Below are 12,722 nucleotides of genomic sequence, written 5' to 3' on the forward strand. Positions count from 1 at the left end.
CCCTGAAGCCGTGTGGAATGCACAGCGGCGAGGAGCTCGGCGGCACTCTTTGAGAAAATCCGGAATCGCCGGCGTTCGCATCCCTGGAAATTCCCGGAGCCACCCTGCGTCCCGAGAACGCCCATGCCCGCTTCCCCTCCCCCCGATACCGACCCGCGCAGCCCGTTCCCCTCCACGGGAGGCGAGTGCGGCAGACTGCTGCGCGCCATCGACTGGAGCCGCCACGCGCTCGGTGATCCGCGGGACTGGCCGCCCGAACTCAAGACGGCGGTGCGCACCACGCTCAGTTCCCGCTTCCCCATGATGGTCCACTGGGGCGACCGTCTGCACACCTTCTACAACGATGCCTATGCCGTGAGCCTGGGCCACAAGCACCCGGGGCATCTGGGGGAGCCGGCCTTCGACTGGTGGTCCGAGATGTGGGGCCAGCTGGAGCCGTTCTTCTCGAAGGTGCTGGCCGGGGAGAGCTTCTACACCGAGGACGCGCGCTACACGCCCGACCGCGACAGTGCGGCGCGCGAGGCCTATTTCACGCACTGCCACAGCCCGATCTGGGATGACGAGGGGCGCGTGCGGGGCATCTTCCTCGTGGTGACCGAGACCACCCGCATGGTGCTCGCCGAGCAGGGCCGCATCCGCGAGGAGCGCCGCAACCGCCAGATCCTCGACAGCGCGCGCGACTACGCCATCATCAGCTTCTCGCTCGATGGCCTGGTCACCAGCTGGAACGAGGGCGCCTGCGCGGTGCTCGGCTGGACCGAGGCGGAAATGCTCGGCCAGCCCCCGGACCGGTTCTTCACGCCCGAGGACAACGCGCAGGACGCCCCGCGCGCGGAAATGCGCCTGGCGCTTGCCCGGGGCCATGCCAGCGACGAGCGCTGGCACCTGCGCAAGGACGGCCGGCGCTTCTGGGCCAGCGGCGAGATGACGCCGCTGAAGGACGAGGCGGGCCGGGTGCAGGGGTTCGTCAAGATCCTGCGTGATCGCACGGAGCACGAGCGCCTGAACAGCGAGCGCGACAATGCCGTGCGGGAACTCGGCCTGCTCAACGACAACCTGAAGGCCCGGGTGGCGGAACAGGCGGCCGACCGTGACCGGATCTGGCACCTGTCGACCGACCTGATGGACGTCTGCGACGTCAACGGCCGGCTGCTGGCGGTCAACGACGCCTGGGGGGCGACGCTCGGCTGGACCGAGGAGGTGCTGCTGCGGACCCATTTCCTCGACCTGGTGCATCCGGACGACCGCGAGCCGACCATCGCCGAGCTGCGCCGGCTCGAAGACGGCCGCACGACCATGCGCTTCGAGAACCGGGTCCGCTGCCGCGACGGCAGCTACCGCGTCATCTCCTGGGTGGCCCAGCCGTTCGAGCAGCGCTTCTATGCCACGGGGCGCGACGTCACCGAGCAGCGCAGGGTCGAGGACCAGCTCCGGCAGAGCCAGAAGATGGAAGCCATCGGCCAGCTCACCGGTGGCATCGCGCACGATTTCAACAACCTGCTGGCCACCATCATGTCCAGCCTGCAGCTGCTGCAGCGCAAGCTCGCCGCGGTCCCCGAGGCGAAGGGGACCGAGCGCTACATCGCGATGGCCGGCACGGCCGCCCAGCGCGCGGCATCCCTGGTCCACCGCCTGCTGGCGTTCTCGCGCAAGCAGACGCTCGACCTGCAGCACGTGGATGCCAACGCGCTCGTGCTGGGCATGGAGGAGATGCTGCGGCGCACGCTGGGCGAGAACATCCTGCTCGTGCTGTCGCTGGCACCCGGGCTCGGCATGGTCCGCAGCGACCGCAACCAGCTCGAGAACGCCTTGCTCAATCTCTGCATCAACGCGCGCGACGCGATGGAGCAGGGCGGCCGCCTCACCATCCAGACTTCCACCGTCGTGCTGGACCGCCTCTACCTCAACCAGCACCCACACCTGAAGCCGGGCAGCTATGCCAGGCTGACCGTGACCGACAGCGGCACCGGGATGCCCCCGGAAGTGGCCGCGAAGGCGTTCGAGCCATTCTTCACGACCAAGCCCATCGGGCAGGGTACGGGGCTGGGCCTGTCGATGATCTACGGATTCGCCCGCCAGACCGGCGGCCACGTGGCGATCGACTCCCGGGTGGGCGAGGGCACGGCCGTGAGCCTTTACCTGCCCACCGTGGCGGATGGCGCCTCACCCGTGCCCGCCGCGCCGACGGCCACTGCCGACCTGCCGTGCGGCCGCGGCGAAACCCTCCTGTTCGTCGAGGACGAGCCGGGCCTGCGGGCCATATTGGGAGAAGTGCTGGCAGACCTGGAGTACGTGGCGCACGAGGCCGTCGATGCGCCCTCGGCGCTGGAGGTGATGGAGGCGCTCGATGGCCTGGACCTGCTGATCACGGACGTGGGCCTGCCGGGCATGAGCGGCAGGCAACTGGCCGATGTGGCCCGCCAGCTCCGCCCCGGCCTGAAGGTGCTGTTCATCACCGGCTACGCCAACCAGGCGAACGTCCGGAGCGAGTTCCTCGGGCCGGGCATGGACATGATGGCCAAGCCGTTCACGATCGAGGCGCTGGCCTGCAAGGTCCGGCAGATGCTGGATTGACCAGAAAGAAAAACGCCCTGCGGCGCGGGGGCGCTGCAGGGCGTCGCCGTGGCGGGGCATCGCCCCGCCGCACTGGGAGCGGCGTCAGTCCGCGTAGGTGCCGGCGGCCTTGATGATCGGGCCCCACTTGTTGATCTCGGCCTGCACGAACTTCTTGTGCTCGGCCGGCTCGATGCGCTGGTCGGAGGCCACCACGGCGCCCAGGCCTTCCTGCTTCTTGATGAAGTCCGGGTCCTTCAGGGCCGCCTTCAGGGCTTCGTTCAGCTTGGCGACCACTTCGGCGGGCGTGCCCTTGGGCGCGTAGAGGCCGTGCCAGATGGTGACCTGGAAGTCCTTCACGCCGGATTCCGCCAGCGTGGGCAGGTCCTTGAGCGACGGCGTGGTCAGGCGCTTGGCCGTGGTGACCGCATAGGCCTTGACCTTCTTGGCCTCGATCTGCGATGTGGTGTTGGTCGTCTGGTCGCACAGCAGGTCGATCTGGCCGCCGATCAGGTCGGTGATGGCGGGGGCCGTGCCCTTGTAGGCGACGGTGGTCATCTCGACCTTGAGGGCGTTCTGGTAGAGCAGGCCGCACAGGTGCGAGGCGGCGCCCAGGCCGGCGTGGCCCAGGTTGATCTTGCCCTTGTTCTGGCCGATCCAGGTGGAGAGCTCCTGGTAGTTGTTGGCCGGCAGCGAGGGGCGGCCGATGAGCGTCATGGGCACGTCGTTCACGATGCCCAGGTACTCGAAGTCGGTGGGCACGTTGAAAGGCAGCTTGCGGTAGAGCGCCGGCATCGTGGCCATGGCGATATGGTTGAGCAGCAGGGTGTAGCCGTCGGGTGCCGCGCGTGCCACCTTGGCGGTGCCGATGCTGCTGCCGGCGCCGGCGGCGTTGTCGATCACCACGCTCACCCCGCCCAGCGGCTTGCGCATGGCCTCGGCCAGGTCGCGCGCCACGCGGTCGGTGGGACCGCCGGCCGCGAAGGGCACGACGATGGTCACCGTCTTGTCCTTGGAGGGGAAGGCTTGCTGTGCCTGGACGCCGAATGCGGCGGCTGCGGCAGCGGCCAGCAGGGCGGTCTTGAACAGTGATTTCATGGTGCTCCTTACGTGAAGAGGCGCCATGATAGTCATGGGCTTTCGGTGCTACATCAAGGTAATCACTGAGGCCCGGAGATGCAGGGTTTTAAGTTTTTTTGCGCTGGATCCATTGAAGTGCAAGGATATGTTGCTATGGAAATGTGAGTGTAAGCTCCATGCAATCCACCTGTGGCAGGCGCCGGCAGGCGTCGTCCGGGGTCACCGGTAGCTGCGCGCATCCTCGATCACGCGGCCGTCGTTGGGCAGGCTGCCCGGCGGCAGCATCTCCACCTCGGCGCGCAGCTTGGTGACCTCGCGCACCGCAGCCGCCAGCTGGTCGGCCAGCCCGCCGGCGGTCTCCGACGTCTCCACGCGCAGCACCAGGGTGTCGCTGGCCATCTCACCGCCCACGACGAGGCGCGCGCGCGCCACCTGCGGGAAGCGCCGCGCCACCTCGGCCACCTGGCCGGGGTGCACGAACATGCCGCGCACCTTGGTGGTCTGGTCGGCCCGGCCCATCCAGCCGCGGATGCGGCGGTTCGTGCGGCCGGTGGGGCAGGGGCCGGGCAGCACGGCCGACAGGTCGCCCGTGCCGAAGCGCACCAGGGGGTAGTCGGGGTTGAGCGTGGTCACCACCACCTCGCCCACCTCGCCGTCGGGCACGGGGTCTCCGGTGCCGGGCCGCACGATCTCCACGATCACGTCCTCGCCCAGCACCAGACCCTCGCGGGCGCGGGTCTCGTAGGCGATCAGGCCCAGGTCCGCCGTGGCATAGCACTGGTAGGCCGCGACGCCGCGCTCGGCGAACCAGTCGCGCAGCGAGGGCGGCAGTGCCTCGCCCGACACCAGCGCCTTGCCCAGGTGCGGCAGCGCCGTGCCCGTCTCCGCCGCCTTCTCCAGCAGGATGCGCAGGAAGCTCGGCGTGCCGATGTAACCCGCGGGGCGCAGCTCGGCCATGGCCTGCACCTGCTGCTCCGTCTGCCCCGTGCCGCCCGCGAACACCGTGCAGCCCAGGGCCTGCGCCCCGCCTTCCATCATGGCGCCCGCGGGAACGAAGTGGTAGCTGAAGCAGTTGTGCACCAGCTCGCCCGGCCGGAACCCCGCGGCATGGATCGCGCGCGCCATGCGCCAGTAGTCCGCCCGCCGGCCTTCCGGTTCGTAGAGCGTGCCCGGGCTCGCGAACACGCGCGGCATCGCCGGGCCGAACGCCAGCGCGCTGAACCCCCCGAACGGGTTCGCGGCGCGGCCCGCCTGCTGCCGTTCCAGCAACTCGTGCTTGCGCGTCACCGGCAGGGCGGCCAGCGCGTCCCGGCTGGTCACGGCCCGCGCATCCACCCCCGCCAGGATCTCGCCGAAAGCCGCCGTGGCCGACCGCGCATGCGCCACCTGCGCCGGCAGCGCCGCCATCAGCGCAGCCTCGCGCTCCTCGGGCGCGCGGGTTTCGAGGGCGTCGTAGGAATCCATCATGCTCATGCCTTCATCCATGCGGTTGTGCAATCCATCGTCATACGCAGCGGCGCCGCCGTTCGGCGTGAGCCCCCGCTTTAACCTTTGCGCGCGGCCCTGGAACACCCGCAGCGCCACCCATCGAAAGGCCGCGGAGCAGGCCAAGCCAGCAGACGCCGTGGAACCGGCTTCGCCGGGCCACCAGCGTCGTCCCCCTTCCCGCTGTGCGCAGCACGGCGAGAGCGGGGGGAAGCGGCGCAGCCGCTCAGGGGGGTGAGCTCCATGTCAGGCCAACCAGCGCTTGCGCCGCTTGTAGCTCTTCGCATCCTTGAAACTCTTGCGCTCCCCCCCGCCCATGCCCAGGTAGAACTCCTTCACGTCCTCGTTGTTGGCCAGGTCGGCGGCCGCGCCGTCCATCACCACGCGGCCGCTTTCGAGGATGTAGCCGTAGTCCGCGTACTTCAGCGCCATGTGCGTGTTCTGCTCGGCCAGCAGGAAGGTGACCTTCTCGCGGGTGTTGAGGTCGCGCACGATGTGGAAGACCTCGTCCACGATCTGCGGCGCCAGGCCCATGGAGGGCTCGTCGAGCAGCACCATGCGCGGGTTGGCCATGAGCGCGCGGCCGATGGCGCACATCTGCTGCTCGCCGCCCGAGGTGTAGGCCGCCTGGCTGGTGCGCCGCGTCTTCAGGCGCGGGAAGTAGGCATACACCTTCTCCAGGTTGGCCGCGATCTCGCCGCGGTCGCGCCGCGTATAGGCGCCCGTGAGCAGGTTCTCCTCGATCGTGAGGTGGGCAAAACAGTGGCGGCCCTCCATCACCTGCACCACGCCGCGGTCCACCAGCGCAGCGGGCGACAGCCGCTCGATGCGCTCGCCGCGCAGTTCGATGCTGCCCTTCGTGACCTCCCCGCGCTCGCCCGCCAGCAGGTTGGAGACCGCGCGCAGCGTGGTCGTCTTGCCCGCCCCATTGCCGCCCAGCAGGGCCACGATGGCGCCCTCGGGCACGGAAAGCGACACGCCCTTGAGCACGAGGATCACATGGTGGTAGATCACCTCGATGCCGTTGACGACGAGCAGCGGTTCACTGGCGGATGGCGGGGCTGTGGTCATGGCTGGCTCCATGGGCATGGGGTGAATTGGCTGTGCGCTCCGAGGCGTGGCGCATAGTGGAGTGCGGCGCTGCCTTGGGCATGGGGTACGAGGGACACCGAGGAAGGGCCGCCCCGCACTGAGGGTGTCGTCCCCCCTCCCGGAACGCGCAGCGGGCCGAGAGAAGGGGCTGAGTGCCGCGGCTCCGAGCCTGCCTGCGCAGGCTTGGACGTGCACGAAGGGCAATCGCCTCTGGCGGCAGCGCGGAGCGGCGCAGCCGCTCAGGGGGGTGTTAGCTACAGTTCTTTGGCTTGATGTTCTTGTCCTTCGCATACTTCGCCGCGTACTCCTTCACCAGCGGATCGATGTGCGTCTTGTCGGCCTGGTACCAGTCCGAAGCGAGGTTCCACTTGCCGCCGTCCCACTGCACGATGCGCGCCCAGTCGGTGCCCATGTGGTTCTGGCAGGAGGTCTTCACCGGGCGCATGATTTCGCCGAAGCCCAGGGCCTTGAGCTTGTCGGCCGTGAGGTCCAGGTTCTCGAAGCCCCAGCGCACCTGCTCGGGCGTGAGCACCTTGCCCTTGCCGTACTTCTCCTGCGCGGCGCGGATCGCCTCCACCTGCAGCATGGAGATCATCATCCCGCGCGTATGCGCCAGCGTGCCCACGCCCGTGGGAGCCCCCGTACCCTGGCCCTTGTCATAGACGAACTTCTTCAGGTCGTCGTGCACCTTGTCCTTCGCGGCGCTGTTGTGGATGGTGATGGCGTTGTAGCCCTTGGCGCCCGCGCCGATGTCCTTCACGTCGTGGTCGGAGCCGGCCCACCAGATGCCGTAGATCTTCTCGCGCGGGTAGCCGCTGGCCTGCGCCTCGCGGATCCCGGCGGGCGTCATCACGCCGGCAGACCAGAAGAGCACGTAGTCGGGCCGCTGCTGGCGGATCTGCAGCCAGGTGGATTTCTGCTCCACGCCGGGCGGCGTGACGGGGAAGGTGCTGAGCGTGAAGCCGTCGGCCTCGGCGCGCTTTTGCAGCAGCGGGATCGGCTCCTTGCCGTAGGGGCTGTCGTGGTAGACCAGCGCGATCTTCTTGCCCTTGAGGCTGCCCTTCTCCTTCTTGGCGATGTCCTGCAGCATCACGTCGGCGGCGGTCCAGTAGGTGCCCAGCAGCGGGAAGTTCCACTCGAACACCGTGCCGTCGGCCGACTGCGAGAGGCCGTAGCCCGGGGTCTCCACCGGGATCTTGTCCACGAAGGCCTTGTCGGTCACGGCGAAGGTGATGCCGGTGGACTGCGTGTCGAAGCCGGAGGCGCCGCTGCCCTTGCCCTTGAGGCGCTCGTAGCATTCCACGCCCTTGGCTGCGTCGTAGGCGGTCTCGCATTCCTCGAACGAGAGCTTGACGCCGTTCACGCCGCCGTCGCGCGCGTTCACGAGCTTCAGGTAGTCCTGCTTGCCGTCCGCCCAGGGAATGCCGAGCGGCGCGAACTGCCCGGTGCGGTAGACGAGCAGCGGCACGAACTGCTCGCCTGCGGCCTGCGCCTGCGCCAGTGGCGCGGCGCTCCATACCGAGAGGCCGGCCGCGAGGGCGGCGGCGATCGATGCGATCTTCCTGGGTTGCATGGCTTGTCTCCTTGGGATGTGGGCACTCGGGTGGTGCGTTGGCGGAACGGAAGAGAACCGGAACGGGCTGTGTTCAGTGCGGGAACGGCCAGATGCGCAGCTTCTGCCGCGCGGTGGACCACAGCCGCGCGAGGCCGTGCGGCTCCACGATGAGGAAGAAAACGATCAGCGCGCCGAAGATCATGTGCTCCAGGTGCGTGGCCGTGCCGGTGGACAGCGGCAGCCCCAGCCAGTGGGGCACGTAGTTCAGAAGCAGCGGCAGCAGCACGATGAAGGCCGCGCCGAAGAAGCTGCCCGCGATGGAGCCCAGCCCGCCGATGATGACCATGAACAGCAGCTGGAACGAGCGGTCGATGCCGAAGGCGGCCGGCTCCCACGAGCCCAGGTGCACGAAGCCCCAGAGGCCGCCGGCCACGCCCACGATGAAGCTGCTCACCGCGAACGCGCTGAGCTTGGCGTACACCGGGCGGATGCCGATCACGGCGGCGGCCACGTCCATGTCGCGCATGGCCATCCACTCGCGGCCCACGGCACCGCGCACGAGGTTCTTGGCCAGCAGCGCGAACACCGCCACGAACCCCAGGCACAGCAGGTACTTCTGCACCGGCGTCTCGATGCCGAAGCCCAGGACCTGCAGGTGGCCCACGCTCACCGAGCCCGACGACGAATCGTTGGTGACCCACTTCACGCGGTTGGTGAACCAGTCGGTGAAGAACTGCGCGGCGAGCGTCGCCACCGCCAGGTAGAGCCCGCGGATGCGCAGGCTCGGGATGCCGAACAGCACGCCGAACACCGTGGCGCAAAGCCCGCCGCCCAGCAGCGCGAGCAGCAGCGGCATGCCCTCGATGCGCACCTGCAGGTTGTAGGCCGCATAGGCACCGACGGCCATGAAAGCGCCCGTGCCCAGAGAGATCTGCCCGCAGTAGCCCACGAGGATGTTGAGCCCGATCGCCGCGAGCGACAGGATCAGGAACGGCACCGCGACGGCGCGGAAGAAATAGTCGCTGCCCACGAGCGGTACGCCGACGAAGGCCACCACGAGCAGGGCGAGCAGGGCCCAGCGGTCCTGCGCGATGGGGAACAGTGCCAGGTCGGCCTGGTAGCTGGTCTTGAACTGGCCGTTTTCACGGTAGAACATGGTGCTTGTCTCCTTCTACCGGTTACACGCGATCGATGATCTTGTCCCCGAACAACCCTTGTGGCCGGATCAGCAGGAAGGCCAGCGCCAGCACGTAGGCGAACCAGTTCTCGATGCCGCCGCCCAGGAAGGGGCCGAGGTAGATCTCGGAGAGCTTCTCGCCCACGCCGATCATCAGGCCGCCCACGATGGCGCCGGGCACCGAGGTGAGCCCGCCGAGGATCACCACCGGGAAGGCCTTGAGCGCCACGAGCGAGATGGAGAACTGCACGCCCAGCTTGCTGCCCCAGATGATCCCGGCCACGAGCGCCACGATGCCGCCCACCGACCACACGATCACCCAGATGCGCGAGAGCGGGATGCCGATGGACTGGGCGGCCTGGTGGTCGTCCGCCACGGCGCGCAGCGCGCGGCCGGTGCGCGTCTTCTGGAAGAAGAGCGAGAGCAGCGCGACGAGCGCGGCGGCCACCACGGCGGCGTAGAGGTCTTCCCTGGAGAGCAGCAGGCCGCCCTCGAAGACGTTCTCCAGCACGATCATCGGGTCCTTGGGCATGCCCACGTCGATCTTGTAGGTGCTGCTGCCGAAGATGAGCTGCCCCGCGCCGTCGAGGAAATAAGTGATGCCCAGCGTGGCCATCAGCAGCGCGATCGGCTCCTGGTTCACGAGATGGCGCAGCGCCAGGCGCTCCACCAGCCAGGCCACGCCCACCATGCACGCCACCGCCGCGCAGAAGGCCAGGAGGTTGGCCAGCAGCAGGCTGTCGAAGCCCAGCCAGCGCGGCAGCCATTCGGCGAAGCGCGCCATGGCGAGCGCCGCGAACAGCACCATCGCGCCCTGCGCGAAATTGAACACGCCCGAGGCCTTGAAGATCAGCACGAACCCCAGCGCCACCAGCGCATAGAGCATGCCGGCCATCAGGCCGCCGAACACCGTCTCGAGAAAGAAACCCATGGCGTATGCCTCCGATGTCCTGCGTGCCTAGTGCCCTGCGCCCAGATAGGCGCGGATCACGTCTTCGTTGTTGCGCACCGCCTGGGGCGTGCCGTCACCGATCTTCTTGCCGTAGTCCAGCACCACGACGCGGTCGGAGATGTCCATCACCACGCCCATGTCGTGCTCGATCAGCACGATGGTGGTGCCGAATTCGTCGTTCACGTCGAGGATGAAGCGGCACATGTCCTGCTTCTCCTCCACGTTCATGCCGGCCATGGGCTCGTCGAGCAGCAGCACCTGCGGCTCCATGGCCAGGGCCCGGCCCAGGTCCACGCGCTTCTGCAGTCCGTAGGGCAGCTGGCCCACGGGCGCCTTGCGCCAGGCCTGGATCTCCAGGAAGTCGATGATGCGTTCCACCACTTCGCGGTGGCGGATCTCCTCGGCCACCGCCGGCCCCAGGCGCAGCGCCTGCATCAGCAGGTTGCTGCGGATCTTCAGGTTGCGGCCGGACATGATGTTGTCCAGCACGCTCATGCCCTTGAAGAGCGCCAGGTTCTGGAACGTGCGCGCCACGCCCATCTCGGCCACCTGGCGCGAATTCATGTGGGCGAAGGTCTTGCCCCGGAAGGTGATGGAGCCTTCCTGCGGCGCATAGACGCCGTTGATGCAGTTGAGCATCGAGCTCTTGCCGGCGCCGTTCGGGCCGATGATGGAGCGGATCTCGTGCTCGCGCACGTCGAACGAGATGTCGGTGAGCGCCTTCACCCCGCCGAAGCGCAGGCTGATGTTGCGCACGTCGAGGATCACGTCGCCGGTCTTCTTGTGGGGAGTGGTCATGGCGTTGTACGTTGCGCTGCGGGGCGAGGTCAGGCGGCCTGCCGCACGGGCGGGAAGGTCTTCGCATCCTCGATGCGCAGCGTGGCGCTCACGCGGCCCGTGCGCCCGTCCTCGAACTTCACCTGCGTCTCGATGAACTGCTCGGTGCGGCCCGCGTAGAGCGCATCGACCAGCACGCCGTACTTGTCGGCGATGAAGCCGCGACGGACCTTGTTGGTGCGCGTGAGCTCGCCGTCATCGGCGTCCAGCTCCTTGTGCAGAACGAGGAAGCGGGCGACCTGGCTGCCCGCGAGCAGGCCGTCGGCCGCGAGGTCGGCGTTCACCTTCTCCACGCAGTCGCGGACCAGCGCCAGCACCTCGGGCTTGGCCGCGAGGTCGGTGTAGCCGGCATACGGCAGGTTCTGGCGCTCCGCCCAGTTGCCCACGGCCTCGAAATCGATGTTGATCAGCGCGCAGACCTTGTCGCGGCCGTTGCCCAGGGCCACGGCTTCCTTGATGTGCGGGAAGAACTTGAGCTTGTTCTCCACGTACTTGGGCGCGAACATCGCGCCGTCATGCGGCCCGCCGGAGAGCCTGCCGACATCCTTCACGCGGTCGATGATCTTGAGCTGCCCGCTCGCATCCAGGAAGCCCGCGTCGCTCGTGCGGTACCAGCCGTCCGGCGTGAGCACTTCGGCCGTCGCCTCGGGGTTCTTGTAGTAGCCGCGCAGCAGGCCCGCGGACTTCACGAGGATCTCGCCGTTGCCGTCCACCTTGATCTCCACGCCGCGGATCGGCACGCCCACCGTGTCGGCATGCACCGCGTCGTCGGGCTGGAGGCATACGAACACCGCCGTCTCGGTGGAGCCGTAGAGCTGCTTGAGGTTGATGCCGATCGAGCGGTAGAACGTGAACAGGTCCGGCCCGATCGCCTCGCCGGCCGTGTAGGCCACGCGCACCCGCGAGAAGCCCAGCGTGTTGCGCAGCGGGCCATAGACCAGCAGGTCGCCCGCCGCGTAGCGCAGCCGGTCCCACCAGCCCACCGCCTGGCCGCTCTGCAGTGCCGGGCCCACGCGGCGCGCATGCGCCATGCAGGTGCGGAACAGCCAGCGCTTGAAGGCACCCGCGTCTTCCATGCGGATCGTCACGCTCGTGAGCAGGCCTTCGAAGATGCGCGGCGGCGCGAAGTAGTAGGTGGGCCCGATCTCCTTGAGGTCGATCGACACCGTGGCCGCCGACTCCGGGCAGTTCACCACGTAGCCGCAGGCCAGCCACTGCGCATAGCTGAAGATGTTCTGTCCGATCCAGGCCGGCGGCAGGTAGGCCAGTACGTCCTCGGCGGCGGTGAGGCGGTCGAACTCGGCGCCGGCCGTGGCGCGGTCCAGCAGCGTGGCGTGCGTGTGCACCACGCCCTTGGGGTTGCCGGTGGTGCCGGAGGTGAAAAACATCGCGGCCACGTCATCGGGCTGCACGGCCTGGGCGCGCGCGGCGAACCAGCCCGGCGCGGCATCGGCGATGCGCGCGCCGTCTTCCAGCAGCGCATCGATCGATTGCAGGCCCGGCTCGGCATAGTTGCGCAGGCCGCGCGGATCGTCATAGAAAATGCCGGCGATGGCCGGGCACTGCGCGCGGATCTCCAGCAGCTTGTCCACCTGCTCCTGGTCTTCCACCACGCAGAAGCGCACCTCGGCGTTGTTCAGCGGATAGACGCATTCGGCCGCCACGGCGTCCTGGTAGAGCGGCACGGGGATGGCGCCCAGCGACTGCGCGGCGAGCATCGTGGCGTAGAGCCGCGGCCGGTTCGCGCCGATCACCACCAGGTGCTCGCCGCGCGCCAGGCCTGCGGCGTCCAGGCCCGCGGCCAGCCGCTCCACCAGCTGCGCGAGGCGCGCCCAGGTGGTGGTCTGCCAGATGCCGTATTCCTTCTCGCGCAGCGCGGCAGCCTGGGGGCGCTCGGCCGCGTGGCGCAGCAGCAGTCGGGGAAAGGTATCGCTCATGCCGGGTTCCTGCCGAAGGGTGGAGGAAGCGGGAGGGGGTGGAGCCTGTCGGCA

9 protein-coding genes are annotated in these 12,722 nt (G+C 68.6%); 1 reads left to right on the top strand and 8 read right to left on the bottom strand.

Features of this window, described 5'->3' with window-relative positions; all coding sequences use genetic code 11:
- Positions 1-123: 123 nt before the first annotated feature.
- Entirely contained in the window at positions 124-2,574 is a 2,451-nt protein-coding gene (locus tag ACGHC0_RS03690; protein WP_415267461.1) for a PAS domain S-box protein, read from the top strand.
- Positions 2,575-2,658: 84 nt separating this feature from the next.
- Here ACGHC0_RS03690 and ACGHC0_RS03695 read toward each other — a convergent pair whose 3' ends face one another.
- From ACGHC0_RS03695 to ACGHC0_RS03730, 8 genes are all read right to left on the bottom strand, one after another.
- Positions 2,659-3,651, bottom strand: a complete 993-nt coding sequence (locus ACGHC0_RS03695) for a tripartite tricarboxylate transporter substrate-binding protein (RefSeq protein ID WP_415267462.1) — start codon at positions 3,649-3,651, stop codon at positions 2,659-2,661.
- Positions 3,652-3,852: 201 nt separating this feature from the next.
- Positions 3,853-5,100 carry a phenylacetate--CoA ligase family protein gene (locus ACGHC0_RS03700; RefSeq protein WP_288493969.1) on the bottom strand — a complete coding sequence of 416 codons (1,248 nt, stop codon included), beginning with the start codon at positions 5,098-5,100 and terminating at the stop codon, positions 3,853-3,855.
- Positions 5,101-5,364: 264 nt separating this feature from the next.
- Positions 5,365-6,189: an ABC transporter ATP-binding protein gene (locus ACGHC0_RS03705; RefSeq protein WP_415267463.1), complete on the bottom strand. Its 825-nt coding sequence runs from the start codon at positions 6,187-6,189 to the stop codon at positions 5,365-5,367.
- 271 nt (positions 6,190-6,460) lie between these two features.
- Positions 6,461-7,783 (bottom strand): ABC transporter substrate-binding protein, encoded by a 1,323-nt coding sequence (locus tag ACGHC0_RS03710; RefSeq protein ID WP_415267464.1) that lies wholly within the window; start codon positions 7,781-7,783, stop codon positions 6,461-6,463.
- 73 nt (positions 7,784-7,856) lie between these two features.
- Positions 7,857-8,921: a branched-chain amino acid ABC transporter permease gene (locus ACGHC0_RS03715; RefSeq protein ID WP_415267465.1), complete on the bottom strand. Its 1,065-nt coding sequence runs from the start codon at positions 8,919-8,921 to the stop codon at positions 7,857-7,859.
- Positions 8,922-8,943: 22 nt separating this feature from the next.
- On the bottom strand, positions 8,944-9,873 hold the full coding sequence (locus ACGHC0_RS03720; protein ID WP_415267466.1) for a branched-chain amino acid ABC transporter permease: 930 nt from the start codon (positions 9,871-9,873) through the stop codon (positions 8,944-8,946).
- 27 nt (positions 9,874-9,900) lie between these two features.
- Positions 9,901-10,692, bottom strand: coding sequence for an ABC transporter ATP-binding protein (locus ACGHC0_RS03725; RefSeq protein ID WP_019700161.1), 792 nt, complete (start codon positions 10,690-10,692; stop codon positions 9,901-9,903).
- A 29-nt stretch (positions 10,693-10,721) separates the two neighbouring features.
- The gene (locus ACGHC0_RS03730) at positions 10,722-12,668 is read right to left on the bottom strand and encodes an AMP-dependent synthetase/ligase (protein WP_415267467.1); all 1,947 of its coding nucleotides are present in this window, start codon (positions 12,666-12,668) and stop codon (positions 10,722-10,724) included.
- Positions 12,669-12,722: the final 54 nt, after the last annotated feature.

The organism is Acidovorax sacchari (genome assembly GCF_042847045.1).
In the GTDB taxonomy this organism is placed as follows: Bacteria; Pseudomonadota; Gammaproteobacteria; order Burkholderiales; family Burkholderiaceae_C; genus Paracidovorax; species Paracidovorax sacchari.

Coding starts and splice junctions, on each gene's coding strand:
- ACGHC0_RS03690 (WP_415267461.1), top strand. CDS start 124: ATGCCCGCTTCCCCTCCCCCCGATACCGACCCGCGCAGCCCGTTCCCC.
- ACGHC0_RS03695 (WP_415267462.1), bottom strand. CDS start 3,651: ATGAAATCACTGTTCAAGACCGCCCTGCTGGCCGCTGCCGCAGCCGCC.
- ACGHC0_RS03700 (WP_288493969.1), bottom strand. CDS start 5,100: ATGATGGATTCCTACGACGCCCTCGAAACCCGCGCGCCCGAGGAGCGC.
- ACGHC0_RS03705 (WP_415267463.1), bottom strand. CDS start 6,189: ATGACCACAGCCCCGCCATCCGCCAGTGAACCGCTGCTCGTCGTCAAC.
- ACGHC0_RS03710 (WP_415267464.1), bottom strand. CDS start 7,783: ATGCAACCCAGGAAGATCGCATCGATCGCCGCCGCCCTCGCGGCCGGC.
- ACGHC0_RS03715 (WP_415267465.1), bottom strand. CDS start 8,921: ATGTTCTACCGTGAAAACGGCCAGTTCAAGACCAGCTACCAGGCCGAC.
- ACGHC0_RS03720 (WP_415267466.1), bottom strand. CDS start 9,873: ATGGGTTTCTTTCTCGAGACGGTGTTCGGCGGCCTGATGGCCGGCATG.
- ACGHC0_RS03725 (WP_019700161.1), bottom strand. CDS start 10,692: ATGACCACTCCCCACAAGAAGACCGGCGACGTGATCCTCGACGTGCGC.
- ACGHC0_RS03730 (WP_415267467.1), bottom strand. CDS start 12,668: ATGAGCGATACCTTTCCCCGACTGCTGCTGCGCCACGCGGCCGAGCGC.